This window comes from Nocardia rhizosphaerihabitans (assembly GCF_014646295.1).
In the GTDB taxonomy this organism is placed as follows: domain Bacteria; phylum Actinomycetota; class Actinomycetes; order Mycobacteriales; family Mycobacteriaceae; genus Nocardia; species Nocardia rhizosphaerihabitans.
This window is the reverse complement of sequence record NZ_BMNE01000002.1, coordinates 991,075-1,006,846: the sequence shown is the minus strand read 5'-3', so window position 1 is coordinate 1,006,846 and position 15,772 is coordinate 991,075. Positions and strand designations below refer to the sequence as shown.

General features: G+C 68.7%; 14 protein-coding genes. 4 read left to right on the top strand and 10 right to left on the bottom strand.

The features are described 5' to 3' along the window. Nucleotides 1–2: 2 nt before the first annotated feature. The 6 genes from IEY60_RS11145 to IEY60_RS11120 form a co-directional block, all read right to left on the bottom strand. Nucleotides 3–1,232 carry a GNAT family N-acetyltransferase gene (locus IEY60_RS11145; RefSeq protein WP_189026738.1) on the bottom strand — a complete coding sequence of 410 codons (1,230 nt, stop codon included), beginning with the start codon at nt 1,230–1,232 and terminating at the stop codon, nt 3–5. A 133-nt stretch (nt 1,233–1,365) separates the two neighbouring features. Next, a complete protein-coding gene (locus IEY60_RS11140; protein ID WP_189026736.1) occupies nt 1,366–2,286 on the bottom strand; it encodes an SCO2523 family variant P-loop protein in 921 nt (306 codons plus the stop codon). 4 nt (nt 2,287–2,290) lie between these two features. Further along, nucleotides 2,291–4,147 carry an SCO2524 family protein gene (locus IEY60_RS11135; protein WP_229739706.1) on the bottom strand — a complete coding sequence of 619 codons (1,857 nt, stop codon included), beginning with the start codon at nt 4,145–4,147 and terminating at the stop codon, nt 2,291–2,293. A 165-nt stretch (nt 4,148–4,312) separates the two neighbouring features. Beyond that, a complete protein-coding gene (locus IEY60_RS11130; protein WP_189026735.1) occupies nt 4,313–5,164 on the bottom strand; it encodes a TIGR02569 family protein in 852 nt (283 codons plus the stop codon). 112 nt (nt 5,165–5,276) lie between these two features. Beyond that, nucleotides 5,277–6,458: an adenylyltransferase/sulfurtransferase MoeZ gene (moeZ, locus tag IEY60_RS11125; protein ID WP_189026734.1), complete on the bottom strand. Its 1,182-nt coding sequence runs from the start codon at nt 6,456–6,458 to the stop codon at nt 5,277–5,279. Nucleotides 6,459–6,555: 97 nt separating this feature from the next. After that, entirely contained in the window at nt 6,556–7,644 is a 1,089-nt protein-coding gene (locus tag IEY60_RS11120; RefSeq protein WP_373291688.1) for a DUF3152 domain-containing protein, read from the bottom strand. Between the two features lie 194 nt (nt 7,645–7,838). On the opposite strand from IEY60_RS11120, the gene fasR reads away from it, so the two are divergent. Continuing rightward, nucleotides 7,839–8,501 (top strand): HTH-type transcriptional activator FasR, encoded by a 663-nt coding sequence (fasR, locus tag IEY60_RS11115; protein ID WP_019048689.1) that lies wholly within the window; start codon nt 7,839–7,841, stop codon nt 8,499–8,501. 198 nt (nt 8,502–8,699) lie between these two features. On the opposite strand, the gene IEY60_RS11110 is transcribed toward fasR, so the two are convergent. Next, nucleotides 8,700–8,927, bottom strand: coding sequence for a DUF3107 domain-containing protein (locus IEY60_RS11110; protein WP_189026733.1), 228 nt, complete (start codon nt 8,925–8,927; stop codon nt 8,700–8,702). 99 nt (nt 8,928–9,026) lie between these two features. Further along, nucleotides 9,027–9,563, bottom strand: coding sequence for a YceI family protein (locus tag IEY60_RS11105; protein WP_189026732.1), 537 nt, complete (start codon nt 9,561–9,563; stop codon nt 9,027–9,029). 115 nt (nt 9,564–9,678) lie between these two features. Here IEY60_RS11105 and IEY60_RS11100 point away from each other — a divergent pair, with 115 nt between their 5' ends. Continuing rightward, on the top strand, nt 9,679–10,536 hold the full coding sequence (locus tag IEY60_RS11100; protein ID WP_189026731.1) for a helix-turn-helix transcriptional regulator: 858 nt from the start codon (nt 9,679–9,681) through the stop codon (nt 10,534–10,536). Here IEY60_RS11100 and IEY60_RS11095 read toward each other — a convergent pair whose 3' ends face one another. Both IEY60_RS11095 and IEY60_RS11090 read right to left on the bottom strand, forming a co-directional pair. Continuing rightward, the gene (locus tag IEY60_RS11095; protein WP_189026730.1) at nt 10,537–11,226 is read right to left on the bottom strand and encodes a ferritin-like fold-containing protein; all 690 of its coding nucleotides are present in this window, start codon (nt 11,224–11,226) and stop codon (nt 10,537–10,539) included. A 28-nt stretch (nt 11,227–11,254) separates the two neighbouring features. Next, nucleotides 11,255–12,307: a polyhydroxyalkanoate synthase family protein gene (locus IEY60_RS11090; protein WP_189026728.1), complete on the bottom strand. Its 1,053-nt coding sequence runs from the start codon at nt 12,305–12,307 to the stop codon at nt 11,255–11,257. A gap of 458 nt (nt 12,308–12,765) precedes the next feature. Here IEY60_RS11090 and IEY60_RS11085 point away from each other — a divergent pair, with 458 nt between their 5' ends. Both IEY60_RS11085 and IEY60_RS11080 read left to right on the top strand, forming a co-directional pair. Continuing rightward, nucleotides 12,766–14,490 carry a DEAD/DEAH box helicase gene (locus IEY60_RS11085; protein ID WP_189026726.1) on the top strand — a complete coding sequence of 575 codons (1,725 nt, stop codon included), beginning with the start codon at nt 12,766–12,768 and terminating at the stop codon, nt 14,488–14,490. Between the two features lie 35 nt (nt 14,491–14,525). Beyond that, nucleotides 14,526–15,764 (top strand): Rv3212 family protein, encoded by a 1,239-nt coding sequence (locus IEY60_RS11080; RefSeq protein WP_189026722.1) that lies wholly within the window; start codon nt 14,526–14,528, stop codon nt 15,762–15,764. Nucleotides 15,765–15,772: the final 8 nt, after the last annotated feature.

Here is a 15,772-nt window from a genome sequence, read left to right as displayed (position 1 = left end):
GGCTATCGACGAGCATCGCGTCCGACCGGGGAGTCGCCGTCGAGTCGCTCACGTGGACGGCGGAAAAGGAAGATCCACGACAGCGAGCAGAGCGCAAGCACCACCGCGACGGTCCATGCCCAGGAAGCGATGGGCCAGCGCATCACAAGCACCCCGGTGAGTGGCGCGGTGACAGTAAAACCGCGAAACGCGGTCGTCACTCGTGACTGATCGAATCGCCGGGAAATCGAGAACCGGGAACGTTCGTAGATGGTAAGTGTCACTGCGAAGACGCCCGCTGCTACAGCGCCGGCGTACACAGATTTGGTGACCACGAAGAAAGTGATCGGCAACGAAATCAGGAACGGATAGACCCCACCGAATTCGGAGAGAATATTGCCGACGCGCATATGGAGATCGAACGCGTGCGAACGCAGCCGCGCGATGTCACCCGCAGCATTCGTATAGACCACCAGGGCCATGGTGGTTGCCAACACCGCGGCCAGCAGGAGCGCCCGGGCGGGGTCGGGATAGCTGCTCGAACTCAACGAGGTGCCCAGGACGAAAGTGATGGCGGCCAGAACCGTGCCTGCGAAAGTGACACTGGTCGCCGTCTCCTCGGCTTCGAGCCCGGCGAGGTCGTCGCGGTCGAAGCGGCAGAATTCGAACGCAGGACCCGACGGAAGTTCCACGAGATCGGTGATGACGTACTTGTCATCGGCAAGGAGCTGCTCGACGTGTCGCATCGCCACAACCGGAACCAGATATCGTTCGTCGGGGTCCACATAATCGACGCGCACCTTGTACTGCAGGTACAGCCGGTCATGGCCAGGCCCGAAGTAGCCAACCATGACCGTGCGCGCGATGAACCCCTCGCGCAGCAGCAATCGCAGCATCGGGTGATTGCGCGGGCTGGTGACCGTCGAGATCGAGGGCAGCGCGTCTGATTCGTAGCTGCGGAGATAGCGCATCAGATGCTGGAGCAGTTCACGGGCGAGTCCTGCACCGCGTGCCTGCGGGCTCACACCGAGGGCAGAGATGTACACGTGCCCCGGCGTCGGCCGTTCGAAATGAATGAATCCGACGATGTGATCGCCACGGGTCGCTACGAAGATGCGCTGGTTTTGCACACCGTTTCGAAGCTCGTCCTCGGAGGCGGGTTCCCGATCAAGATCGCCAGGTGGAAAGCAGACTGCGTCAAGGGCATTCAAAGCTGCCACGTCCGCTTCGGCCGCAGTGCGAATGTCGGCCATCTCGCCTCCCCACATCGACACCAGCGCCAGGTACCGCAGGCGACGGTGGCATAAAACTACCCGACACCGGCGGTCCGAGGGCGGCTTTCATCGCCTCATCAGCCAAATATACTGTTGGATAGGCTATTTCGGACTACATCCACACCCATGTCGCCCGATCGCACAGCCGCCGCGCCAGTTCCTCGAACGCGTCGACCGTCGCGCGATTGGCGATGCCGGCGTTCACATCCGCGTCGAGGACGATCTGCTCCCGCCATTGCAAGACCGGTTCCACCGGCGTCTCCCCCAGCAGCGCTCCGGCGCCGAGGCGGTACTCCGCCGCGAGCGAGCGCAGCGCGTCGTTCTGCCTGAGCAGCCAGGCGGCCTGTGGTCCGCCGATGCCGGGATGCTCGTCGGTGACGCGCGGAACAGCGGTGCGCACGAAGCGGATTCGGTGCAGCAGATCGTCCGGGTCGTGGCCGAGTTCGACGCCGGTTTTCAGCAAGCCGTTGGGTCCGTGGACCAGACCGTGCGCCGCCATCAGGTGCTGCCGGGTCCAGCGGTGATAGACCAGCCAGCAGATCTCCTTGCCCGGCATGCCCTGGGGCCGGGTGGCTTCCAGCGCGATCTGCGTGGCCACCGAGCGGCCCGCACTCAGGTCGACGATCACCACCTTGAACGAGCTGTCGAGGTCGAGCAGCAGTTCCCGGCAGCGGCGCACCACCTGCGGATCGTTGGCCGACAAAGCCTCGCCGCCGCCCTCGTCGCCGGGTAGCAGCACCAGCTTGCCGCCGCGGGAACGCCGGCTGCGCAGGGCATCCCGGTTGGTGTCGGCCCGCACGTCGATGCGCTGCGGCAGGCTGTTGTGACCGCGCAGGTACGAGTGCAGGCCGTTGCCCGGCTGGGTGCCGCGCTCGACCGCGCCGATCTCGAACAGCGCGCCCGCGGTGGGCGAGCCGAAGTCGAAATCCAGATAGGCCGTGCTGATGCCGCGCAATCCCAGCCGGTAGGCCAGGTTGCAGCTGGTCACCGACCGCCCGGTGCCGCCCTTGTCCGAGGTGGCGAAAACGATCATGTGGTCAGGTGCTCCGCATCGCGTCGAGACGAGCGTAGGCGAGCCGATCGAGTTCGATCAGTGCCGCCGAGGCGAGCGTGAACGCGGTTCCCGGTTGCAGATTCACCACGTCGCGGGCCCTTGCCAGCTGCTGCTCGACACCGTCGAGCGCGATCCGGTTGGCCGAGGTGTCCTCGACGCTGACATTGAGCATCTCCTGGTTGAGCAGATGCTCGGCCTCGTTGAGCAGTTCCACGGCGCGCACGACCATGGCGGGCGAGCGCAGCGGCGCCTCCCGGTAGGTGTGGTCGGCGGTGACCAGGCATTCGATGACGCGTTCTGTCATGTACCACGACGGCAGGGTCTGTCCCGCCTTCGCCGCGGCGCCGAACGCCGCGCCGGGGTCGTCCCACAGGCCCGCGGCGTCACCGTCGGTGATCATGCGCAGGTCGAGGTGGTCCATCACTTTCTTGGCCAGTTCCATCAGCCGGTCGCGCGCGGTGATGTTGCCCGACAGGCGAGCCGCCTGCAGACTGCGCTCGAGCAGGACGGGCGCGAAGTCGGAGGCGATCCACTCCAACCGGGGACCGCCACCCTCGACGAGTTCGCTGCCGCGCAGGGTCATCCGGACGCCGGGGTGATGCAGCGCCACCGACGGATCGTCCTGGGTGGGTCTGCGGATGATGCGGCCGCGCCGGGCCAGTTCGTCGAAGATGCCGATCGCGCGGGTCAGGTCGTCGTCGGAGGCGGTGCGGGCCACCAGTTCCTGGATCAGCACCGCGGACACGATCAGCGAGAAGTAGTCGGACTCCTCACCGTCGGAGGTGCGCCACGGGATGTCCTCGAGCGGCCAGGTGCCGCTGCCGAACCTGGCGACCGTGGCCCAGTAGCGCTGGGTGATGTCCCAGCGGATGCGCAGCGCCTCGGCCAGGCGATACTGGGTGTCGTCGAGCAGGTCCAGCTCTCTGGTGCGCTGGGAGAGCACGTCGTTGATGCCGTCGAGCGCGGTGATGGTGAAGTACAGGTAGGGCCTCGGGTCGGCGTAGCCGATGCTGGAGCCGAGCGCCACCGGCACGAAGTCCACCGGGTCGGCGCCCTGTACGACGCCCCAGCTCCAGCCGCACTCGAACAGCAGATCCTCGTCGTCGAGTTCGGATTCCGGTGCCCGGCCCAGCGTGACGTCGTTGCGCAGGCGAGCGCGAACACGATCGAGACTGCGCGAGACGGCGTCGACGACCACCTTCTCCGGCTGACCCGACTGGTTGAGCATGCCGAGCATCGCCTTGCCCGACGGCGAGCGCGGGGAGGCCGTGTTGACCACGAAACTCCGGACCAGGCCGGTCATCGCGGCCGTCAGCCGGGTGCTCAGGCCGGCGCTCAGTTCGGCGATCCTGGCGCTGATGTCCTTGCGCCGCTCGGTGCGCGCCCAGCGGTCGAACACGCGCGCGAAGCCCAGCGCGGCGATGCACAGCGTGACCGACATGGAGTAGCCGTCCACCACTTCGAGCGTGTGCTGTGCCGCCGTGGGTTCCCGCTCGCCCGTGGCGCGCAGATAGCTGCCCGCGTCGAAGCGGGGCAGCCCGTCGGGATCGGTGTTGCGGGCCAGGTACTCCTCGACCAGGCCGAGCACCGTGATCCCGATCCTGGCCTGTCCGCCGAAGGCTTCGAGCACGATCCTGACGTCGTTCGACATCGCCTCCGGCCGGTCCAGCGCGAAGCTCTCGATCTGGGTCGCCGGATACAACAGGCACAGCAGCTGTTCGGAATCACTGATCGAATTCGCGGCGAGTACGCCGTCCCAATGCCATTTCCCGTCCCGGTAGCACGCCGAGAGCATGGCACTCCAAATGTCCAGGATTTGTTGTCTGGGCTGGATTCTCACCGCAGCAGTCCTCACCGCTCGTGCTGGGCCGCAGCGGGGTCCCCAGATCAGCAGCAGGACACAAGGCGGTCATGCTCGATGAAAATAGCACGCCTCGTCGCAGGAAGCGTTGAGTCTCAAGGGATTCAGCCACTGCGACGGACTATCAGTCCGTGCCGGTTCCGCCTACAGCGCCAACCGGACCATGTCCGCCGTGCGGGCCAGACCCGGGAACGCCTCGGGGGTGGAACGCGGGTGCAGTGCGTGCACGGCGAGGCGGAACATCAACGCGCGCAACAGCATCTGGGGCCATTCGGGCAGGGAGGACCAGCGGTCCAGGAGTCCGTCGTCGCCGCCGCCCCAGGCCAGCGCGTCGACGACGACGACGCCCGCTGCCCAGGTGGCCGGGCGCCAGTAGGGGGTGATGTCGGTGAGGCCAGGGGTGTGCGCGCCGGCGAACAGGACGGTGCCGAAGAGGTCGCCGTGGACGAGCTGGTCGGGGCTGCGGACCGGCTTGCGCAGGGTCGAGAGCTGGCCGATCAGTTCGAGACTGCGCAGAGCGTCGGGAGTCTCGCCGAGCGGGACGCCGCCGGTGCGCAGGCTGCGCAGCGGCACCGGTTCCCAGGCGGCGCGGTCGGCGGCGACGAACACGTCGACGTCGACCCAGGGCGCGACCGGGGGCTGGACCAGGAAGCGGGGACGGTCCAATTGCGCTGTCGCCTTGTGTAACCGCAGCGACACCGAGACCACCTCGTCGTAGCGCGGTTCCGGCGCGCCGTCGACGTAGGTGTCGGCGCGCCAGCCCGAGACCACATACCGGCCGTCGGTGGCCCGCACCGGGCGCGCCACCCGCAGCCCGTCGACCGCGAGCGTCTCGCGCACCTTCGCCGACCACGCGGCCCGCGCGTGATCGGCCACCGGACTCAGCACCACGTCACCCAATCGCCAGCCACCGTCCCAGTCGCCGAGACAGACCGGTGTCACTTCGCGAAGTCCGAATGTGGCGCGCACATGCTCGGGAGGTTCGACTGAGGTCACGGCCGTACCGTAACCCCGCCACGGCACCGCAACCCCGAAGGCACGCTGGCACACTCCACTTTGCGACCTCGCCGCAATCTTCGGCGAGGTCGGCAACAGTGCAGTTATCCGATCAGTAGACCGGCAGCGACGGATCGATCTGCTTGGCCCAGGCGACGACGCCGCCCTGCAGGTGCGTGGCGTCGGCGAAACCGGCGCGCTTGAGCGCGGCCAGCGCCTCGGCCGAGCGGATACCGGTCTTGCAGTGCAGCACGATCTGCTTGTTCTGCGGCAGTTCCGCGAGCGCCTCGCCGGAGAGGATGCGGTCCTTGGGGATCAGTGTCGCGCCCTTGATGTGGACGATGTCCCACTCGACCGGCTCACGGACGTCGATCAGCTCGACCTTGTCCGCGTCGAGCAGATCCTTCAGCTCGGCGGCGGTGATCGTGGACCCTGCCGCGGCGGCCATACCCTCCTCCGAGACCACGCCGCAGAACGCCTCGTAGTCGATCAGTTCGGTGATCGGCTGACGCTCGGGATCGCGGCGCAGCTTGATGGTGCGGTAATTCATGTCCAGTGCGTCGTAGACCATCAGGCGGCCCAGCAGCGTCTCACCGATGCCGGTGATCAGCTTGATCGCCTCGGTCACCATCACCGAACCGATCGACGCGCACAGCACGCCGAGCACGCCGCCCTCGGCGCAGGACGGGACCATGCCCGGCGGCGGGGCCTCCGGGTACAGGTCGCGGTAGTTGATGCCGCGGCCGTCGGGGGCGTCCTCCCAGAACACCGAGACCTGGCCCTCGAAGCGGTAGATCGAGCCCCACACGTAGGGCTTGCCCGCGAGGACGGCGGCGTCGTTGACGAGGTAGCGGGTCGCGAAATTGTCGGTGCCGTCGACGATCAGGTCGTACTCACGGAACAGTTCGACGGCGTTGTCCGGTTCCAGCCGGATCTTGTGCAGCCGCACATCGATCCCGGAGTTGATCTCCAGGACGGAATCGCGGGCGCTGTCGGCCTTGGGGCGGCCGATGTCGGACTCGCCGTGGATGACCTGGCGCTGCAGGTTCGACATGTCGACCTCGTCGAACTCGACGATGCCGAGCGTGCCGACACCGGCCGCGGCCAGGTACAGCAGGGCGGGCGAACCGAGCCCGCCCGCGCCGATCACGAGCACCTTGGCGTTCTTCAACCGCTTCTGACCGTCGACGCCCAGATCAGGAATGATCAGGTGCCTGCTGTAGCGAGCGACCTCGTCCTTGGTCAGTTCCGCGGCCGGCTCGACGAGCGGCGGCAGAGACCCGTTGAATGACACGTCAGAGCTCCTGTGTTTATCGGCGGCTTTTCCTGGTACATGCAACGTGGGAGGCCGCGCTGTTCTTCCCACCCATGGTCCAGCATGGGCGACTGCCCTATCCGCGCGGGTACGGCCAGGGGTTGAAGCGGCAGGTCTTGCCGTCGGCGGGCACCACACCGTGCGGGTCGAGCAACGCGATGTCGTTGTTCTTGGTGCCGAAGGTCTGCTGCATCATGATCGGCGCGAGACCGCCGTCGGTCTCGCACGGCTGATGCCCGTGGTAGCCGATGGCGTGACCGACCTCGTGGTTGATCTGATACTGCCGGTAGGAACCGATGTCGCCGTCGAAGGCGAGCGCGCCACGCACCCAGCGCACCTCGGAGAGCACCACGCGGTCGATGTCGGCGTTGTAGCAGGACGAGTCGATCGGGATCTCGAATCCGCACGCGGCGCGGGTGCTCTCGCGCGAGGTGAGCGAGAGCCGGAAGTCCGGTTCGCCTGCATCGATGCGCTGGAAGCCGAAGCGGGGGTCGTGGGTCCAGCTCTTCGGGTTGGCCAGGGTCGTCTCGACCATCTTGGCCACGGCGGCGTCACCGCCGAACGGCGCGGTGTCGATGCCGTCCTCCACCTCGACGGTGTAGCGGAAGACGCGTTCGGTGCCTGCGCCGACCTGGGCACTGGTTCCGGGCACGACATGCCAGGTGCCCGCCCCGCGGTCGACGTAGTCGCCGCCTTCCGGCAGCGCGCCCAGCGGCAGGTTCGGCGGGAACTTCCCGTCCCCGGGTGGTGCGCCGATGATGCCGGACTGGGCCACTTTGGGGCTGAGCGCGCCGAAGCCGGGATCGTTTGCGGCGGGCATCGGGTTCGCGCGCAGGGCGTCGACGACCACCAGCACGGTGACGGCCAGCAATACCGGCAGGGCGTAGGCCCGCCAGCCGTAGCGGCGGACGAACCGGCCGACCGCGCTCTGCTTCTTCGCGTCGCGCTGCGGGCTGCGCGGCCTGCCGTTGTCGGTCTCGGTGGGGTTCCAGCGGGCGCGCAGCGGCTGCCGGGATCGGTCGGCGGGCTGATACAGCCCGAGCGGGTCGTAAACCTGCAGTTCTCGCCCTTCTGGCGCCGACGTCACAGAACCGGACTCGGTGGGTTGCGTGGGGCGAGCGACATCGCGCCCGCCGCCGGATGGTCGTTCCGGTCGGTCGGTCACCCCACCAGATTCTCACAGTGCGCAACCCGGCCCTTGCGGCGGCCGCAGCAGATCGCGCGGTTACGGCCCGGCGAACCCTGGGGCCTGGTACTACATTTCCAGGGCGAAACCTCATGGGAACACCGTGCGGGTATCGTTCGTGGGATACCGGACCGAACACCCCTGGGCCGGGGTAATCGACAAAGAGAGCCGAGATGACAGACCTCGTGGACCGCATGACCTCGCGCCGATCGGTGCCGGAAACGGTCCCGGCCAAGCGCGGCACCCGGCTGCCCCGTGACGAGCGGCGCCAGCAGCTGCTGCTCGCGGCCAGCGAAGTGTTCGTGCAGCGCGGCTACCACGCCGCGGGCATGGACGAGATCTCCCAGGTGGCCGGCGTCAGCAAGCCGGTGCTCTACCAGCACTTCGCGAGCAAGCTGGAGCTGTACCTGGCGGTACTGCAGAACTATGTCGACATCCTGGTGTCGAGCGTGCGCCAGGCGCTGCGCTCCACCACCGACAACAAGCAGCGCGTGCGCGCCGCCGTCGCCGCCTACTTCGATTTCGTCGACAACGAGATGCAGGGCTTCCGCCTCGTCTTCGAATCCGACCTGACCAGCGAGCCGCAGGTGCAGCGCCGGGTCGAGCAGGCCACCGAGGCCTGCGTGGACGCGGTCTTCGACCTGGTCGCCCACGACTCCGGCCTCGACCCCTATCGGGCCCGCATCCTGGCCGTCGGCCTCGTCGGCGCGAGCCAGTTCACCGCCCGCTACTGGCTCGAAGCCGACCGCCCGATCCCCAAGGACGAAGCAGTCGACACCACCGTCGCCCTCGCCTGGGGCGGCCTGAAGCACGTGCCGCTGCATCCCATCGGCTGAGCGACCGAAACAAACGAAGGCCTGTCATCCTGGGGGATGACAGGCCTTCGCCATTTCCGAACGTGGACAACCGATCTCGCGAGTACATGGGTAACTCGCCGGGTACACCCAGAACCCTGGGAAAACTCTCCCGCAGGCCCGATCAGGAACCCATCCCGCACCGCAGTGGTCGGCCGAATTTCGGAGTGGCGGAACCGCTCAGACCGTGGCGAAGCCGACGCGGCCGACCGCGGGGGAGCCGATCTCCACGTAGGCAACCTTCGCCGCCTGGATCAGGAACTTGCGCCCCTTCTCATCGGTCAGCGAGACGACGCCACTCGCGCCGCTCAGCGCCTCGGTCACCAGCTCCTCGATCTCGTCAGGGCTCTGCGCGCTGTTGATCACGAGCTCACGCGGGCTATCCGAAATACCGATCTTGACCTCCACGGCCAACCTCCGAACGTAAGAGTCCTGTGTTGTCGCCTCCAGGCTAGTCGAGGGCGAACACCGCCGTCCCCGTGCCCAGCTGCGCTGTGAGCGAACGGGTCAGGCCGGCTCGACGAGCTCGATGTCGAGTTCGATCTTGACGGCATCCGACAGCATGCCCGGCATGGGTCCACCGACGCCGAAGTCGGTGCGCTTGATGGTGCCGGTCGCGGAGAAACCGGCGTGGCGGGTGCCGTCCATGAAGTCGGCGACCCCACCCCACTCGACGTCCAGGGTCACCGGCTTGGTGACGGTGCCGAGGGTGGCCTCGCCGGTGACGGTGAACGATTCGGCGATCCGGACCGGCCCGGTGGCGCGGAAGGTCAGGGTCGGGCGGTTGGCGACGTCGAGGAAATCGGCATTGCGGACGTGGGCGTCGCGGTCGGCGTTGCCGGTGTCGAAGGAGTCGAGGTCGATGGTGGCGCCGATGGTCGCGGCGCCGGTCTCGTCGACGACGAACTCGGTCTCGAAGCGGGTGAATCCGCCACGGACCTTGGCGATGCCCAGGTGGCGCACGGTGAAGGCGACCGTGGAGTGGCTGGCGTCGAGCGCCCAGGATCCGGTCTTCAGCTGCTGGGTCTGTGTCGAGGAAGTCATGACTCCACCCTGACCGGACCGTGGTCCGGTAGCCAGACCGCGCTTATCCTGGACCCGGCAGGGCGTGGCTGCGGGAACCAGGACCGGGCACTATCGAGACATGGCAGGCGAAGACATGACAGATCGACCGGGTGCCCGTTCGGCATTCGCGGAGCTGCTCGTCGCCCGTCGCGCCGAGCTGCGCCCCGAGGACGTCGGGCTGCCCGGCGGCGGCAGGCGCCGCACTCCCGGCCTGCGCCGCGAGGAGGTCGCGGTGCTCGCCGGTGTCAGCGCCGACTACCTGGCCCGGCTCGAACAGGGCCGCGACACCAATCCGTCGATGGCGGTGGTCGACGCGCTCGGCACCGCGCTGCGGTTCAACGACACCGAACGCGCCCACTTCGGCTGGCTGGCCTTGACCACAGGCAGCGAATCCCGGTGCCCGAGTACGGCTTTCGATCCGGTTCTGGATCAGGTGCCCGCCGCGTTGCGCAGCGTCCTCGACGCGCTCGCGCCGACACCCGCGTTCGCGCTCGGCCCGCGCGCCAACGTGCTGGCCTGGAACTCCGCGTGGGAGGACCTGGCCGCCCCGCTCGGTCTGCTCGACGACCCGGACCAGGTCAACCTGGCCGTCTGGACCTTCCGCCACCCGCTGGCCCGCACCACGGTCACCGACTGGGCCCAGTTCGCCGATTACCTCGCCGACCAGCTCGCCCGAACCCGGCTGCGCAGACCCGACGACGAACGCATCGCGGCGATCATCGCGTTCCTGTGCACCGAACCGGAATTCGCCCGCCGCTGGCAACCACACCGCCTGGCCGAGGACATCCCCAGCCTTCTCGGCTTCGAACACCCCAGCCGCGGCACCCTCACCTTCACCGTGCAGACCCTGTCCGCCGATCGCGATCAGCAGGTCGTCATCTGGCTACCCCGCGAGGCCGCCGCCCGCGCACCGGAACTGCGCCTGGTGCCGGGCCGCGCGGTCGTCGGGTAGTTACAAGCCGAGTTCGGCCATGCGGGCGGCGTGGCGCTCCTGCATGCGGTCGAACAGGGTCGCGATGCCGTTGAGGTCGCCGGTCGCGGCGAGGACCAGTTCGGCCAGCTCGTCGCGCTGGGCCATCACGTACTGCGCCTGGGTGATCGCCTCGCCGAGGAGCCTGCGGCCCCACAGGGTGAGCCGGTCGCGCTCGGAGCGGCTGGCCGCCACCGCGCTGCGGACCTCGTCGACCACGAACTGCGAGTGGCCGGTCTCGGCGAGTACATCGCGCACCACATCGGCGACCTCGGCGGGGAGCACGCCGACGATCTCGGTGTAGAAGTCGGCGGCCAGACCGTCGCCGACGTAGAACTTCACCATCGACTCGAGCCAGGTCGACGGGTCGGTAGAGGCGTGGTAGGAGTCCAGCGCGCCCTGGTACTGCGCCATCGACACCTCGGGATCGGCGCCCCGCGCGGCCAAGGCGGCCTCGAGGGTCTCGAAGTGCGCCAGCTCGGCGGCGGCCATCTTGGCGACGGCCACCCGGCCGCGCAGCGACGGCGCCAGCTTGGCCTCTTCGGCCAGCCGGTAGAACGCGGAGATCTCACCGTAGGCGACGACGGCGAACAGCTCGGTCACCCCTGGGTGATCCGCGGCGAGCGGTTCGGTCGAGACAACATCCGGCGCGGCAGAGGTCTGTGCTCCCATGGGTATCAACCTTAGTCCCGATCGATGATCAATCGCGCTCCGCCAGGAACTTGTCGAGGTAGGTCCACGTGGTGTGGCGCGCGTCGGGCCCGGCGAGGATGCCGAGATGGCTGCCGGGGGCGACCTCGTAGGTGACCGACGGGGAGCCGGTGAGGGTGCGCAGACCCGCCTCGACGGCGGCCTTGGGGGTGATCACGTCGGCGGTGCCGCCGACCAGCAGCACCGGCACCCGCACGTCGGCGAGTTCGACGGTGCGGTCACGCAATTCGATTCTGCCCTTGCCGATGTCGTTGGCGAGGATGAACCGGCCCCAGATCTGGCCGTAGAAGCGGCCGGGGTAGCCGGGCATGGCGGCCTGGAACCGGTCGATGGATTCCATCTTGGCCAGCGTCTCGGTGCGCGCGATATTGCTCGCGAGGAATACCGGCCGCGCCAGTTCCCGCTCGAAGGCGGCGAGCCGGTAGCCGATCTTGACCAGCGGCGCGGGGATGCCGCCCGCGGCCCGCACCAGCGCGGTGGTGGCCTGGCCGCCGGTGAGGCTCGCGACCGCGCGCAGCTGCGGCATGCCGAGCATCTTGTTGTAGTCCAGGGGCGAGCCGACGCCGGTCACCGAGCGGATCGGCAGTTCCGGGTTCGCGGCCGCGGTGAGCAGGGCGAACACGCCGCCGATGGACCAGCCGACCAGGTCGACGGGCACGCCGCCGCGATCGGCGCTGGTGCGCAGGATCGCCTCGGGCAGGATGTCGGTGACCCAGTCCTCGAAACCCATCCGGCGATCGGCGAAGGAGATGTCGCCGTAGTCGACGAGGTAGGTCGAACGGCCGGTCGAGACCAGGTGCCGCGCCAGGCTCTGGTCGGGACGCAGGTCGAAGCAGGTCGCGGGCGCGGCCAGCGGCGGCACCAGCAGCACCGCGGAATCCGTTGTGGCGGAAGCGGATTCGGATTCGTAGCGACGCAGCAAGCGATGCGGCTCGTCCCACAGCACGGTCGAGGGGGCCGGGTTCGGCGGTTCGATGCCCGCGCCGAAGCTCAGCGCCCACGCGTTGCGCGCGGCGGTGGTGACGGTGTCGGTGATGCTCACGCCAAGAATGTCTCACACCCGGTACCGGCGGTACCAAGTGAGTTCTGTTACACGCGGCGGACACGCGCGAAATCGCGGCCGCCGAATTGTGCTGTGACACACGGCCGGACCACGGCAATGCGATGTCGCGCCGGGTATTCGCGCCGATGTCCGTCGCGCCGAAATTCGGGTTGCGAACAATATCACGCTACAATCACCGTGGACAACGCTAGTTTCCTCGCCCCGGCAGACCCTGCGGGCGCGACACTCCCGCTCTCGCGGGCGCTGCGCTCCACCGGCGTCCAGCGCGGGCGGACGGCGGCGTTGGCCACGGAAAATGTGCGCGCACCGAATCCGCATCACCGATGTGCCGCGCCGATGACGCGATAGCGATCGGTGCAGGCCCGGTGAATATCACAGGCGGATATGTGGTCGTCGCGGGCCGACCGGCCCGCCCCACCTCGTGCGTGCGAGATGCAATGACGAGGAAGGCACGAACCCTGAGCAAGATCACTGTCGAACAGGAACCCGGTTTGACCGACACCCTGCTGACGGCCGAACTGGACAACACCCACATCCCGCCGAGTTTCGCCGAATTGGGCGTGCGCGAGGAAATCGTGCGCGCACTCGGCGAGATCGGGATCGAACGCACCTTCGCGATTCAGGAACTGACCCTGCCGCTGGCGCTGGCGGGCGAGGATCTCATCGGCCAGGCCCGCACCGGCATGGGCAAGACCTTCGGTTTCGGCGTGCCGCTGCTGCACCGCATCGCGACCGCCGACACCGGCACCACCCCGCTCGACGGCACCCCGCGCGCGCTGGTCATCGTGCCGACGCGCGAGCTGTGCATCCAGGTCACCAAGGACCTGGAGAACGCGAGCAAGTACCTGACCAACCACCAGGGTTCGCTGAAGGTCGCCGCCATCTACGGTGGCCGCCCCTACGACACCCAGATCGCGGCGCTGCGCGACGGCGTCGACGTGGTCGTCGGCACCCCCGGCCGCCTGCTGGACCTGGCCAACCAGAACCACCTGATCCTCGGCAAGATCGGCGTGCTCGTCCTGGACGAGGCCGACGAGATGCTCGACCTGGGCTTCCTGCCCGATATCGAGCGCATCCTGTCGATGGTCCCCGACAAGCGTCAGACGATGCTGTTCTCGGCCACCATGCCGGGCCCGATCATCACCCTGGCCCGCACGTTCCTGACCAGGCCGACGCACATCCGCGCCGAGCTGGCCAACGATTCCGCGGTGCACGACCGCACCGCGCAGTTCGTCTACCGCGCGCACGCGCTGGACAAGAGCGAGCTGGTCGCGCGCGTGCTGCAGGCCGAGTCCCGCGGCGCGACGATGATCTTCACCCGCACCAAGCGCACCGCGCAGAAGGTGGCCGACGACCTGGCCGAGCGCGGTTTCGCGGTCGGCGCCGTGCACGGCGACCTGGGCCAGATCGCCCGCGAGAAGGCGCTGACCAAGTTCCGCAAGGGCAGCATCGACGTGCTCGTCGCCACCGATGTCGCCGCGCGCGGTATCGACATCGACGACGTCACCCACGTCATCAACTACCAGTGCCCCGAGGACGAGAAGACCTACGTCCACCGGATCGGCCGCACCGGCCGCGCCGGACGCACCGGTGTCGCGATCACCCTGATCGACTGGGACGAGTTGCACCGCTGGGCCTCCATCGACAAGGCGCTCGGCCTCGGCATCCCCGATCCGGCCGAGACCTACTCGCGCTCGCCGCACCTGTACTCCGATCTCGGCATCCCGGAGGGCATCACCGGCGTCGTCCGCAAGGCGAAGCCGGCGCGCGAGGAAGACGATGTGGTCGAGGAGCGCGCCGAGCGTCCCAAGTCGACCCGCAGCCGTCGCCGCACCCGCGGCGGCAAGGCCGACAACGCCGCGGGCACCGAAGCGGGCACGACCGAAGCGGGCGCCGAGGACGCGGTCCAGGCCGAGGACACCACCGAGGGCGACAAGCCGGCCCGCCGCCGGCGCCGGCGCCGCAAGCCCGCCGAGTCGGGCGAGGCAGGCGAGGCAGGCGAGGCGACCGCGACCGAGTCCGCAGCCGAATCGGCACCGGCGGATCCGGCACCGGCCGCAGCGGATGACACCTCCGCCGAGGCGAAGCCCGCCCGCCGTCGCCGTCGGCGCAAGCCCGCCGACGCTCCGGCCGCCGACAGCCAGGTGACGGTCGACGCGTAGTCGGCCATCACCCGGCACTGCGTACACTCCTTGTCGTGCTCGCACCCGAACGGCGGACGCGCGCCGATATCTTTGCCGCAGTAGCGATCGCCGTCACCCTCGTGGTGGCGGCGATCGTGGTGTGGGCACGAGCCGATGTCACCGGGACCGATTCGGTCACCGCGTCCTCCCCCGCGCCGACGGTGACCGCGGCGACGCAGCTGCCCGCCACGCTCGGCGAGCTGTGGCACGCGGCCGACGGGGCGAGCAGCCGGGCGCTCACGTCCGGCAATGTCGCGGTGACCGGCGACGACGGCACCGTCAGCGGGCGGGATCCGGTCACCGGCAAGCAGCTGTGGTGGTATCGCCGCGACATGCCGTTGTGCGCGGTGGAATCCCAGTTCGGCGCCGTGATCGCCACCTACCGCGATCAGCGCGGGTGCAGCCAGACGACGATGCTCGAGGCCGATACCGGGGAGCGCAGGGTCGCCCGCAGCAGCTACATGGACAACGAGATCCGGGTCTCCGGCGACAGCACCTACCTGCTCGCCCTCGGCCCCGACCGGCTGGAGATGTGGCGTTCCGATCTGGTGCGCACCCTCGAATACGGGTACGTCGACGCCCCGGTCAATCCGAACACCCAACCGCGCACCGGGTGCACCCTGCACTCGGCCGCGTCGAGTTCGTCCCGGCTGGCGGTGCTCGAGCGCTGCCCGGCCGATCCGTCCGCCCGGCTGACCGTGCTCAACCCCGCGCCCAAGGAATCGACCAACCCCGAGGAGCACGGCTCGCGCGTGCTCACCGCGCCGGGCGCCGACTCCCCCGAGGTCCGCGTGATCGCGGTGTCGGACACCAAGATCGCGGTCTACTACCCGCCCACCCCGGCGACAGCCACCGGTCTCGCCCAACCCGCCAGGATCGCCGTGCACGACGGCACAGGCAACGAGACCGCGGTGTACCCCTTGGCCGCGCCGTGGAACGAGCGCACGACGACGGTGACCCGGCTCGGTTCGGCGATCTACGTCTTCACCGGCGACAGCCTGATCGCGTTGAGCGCGGGCGCATTGCAGCCGGGGTGGACGGTCCGTGGCGCGCTGGGCACCCCGGCGCTGATGGCGGGCAGACTGCTCGTCCCGGTCGCCGACGGCCTGCTCGCGGTGGATACCGCCAACGGCGAGACCGTCGCCCGGATTCCGATCCAGCGCACCGACTACCGCGGCGACACGATCTCCACGGCGGTCCTCGGCTCAACGGTGTTCGAGCGCCGCGGCGGCCAGCTCTACGCCCTCAGCTGACGAGAACG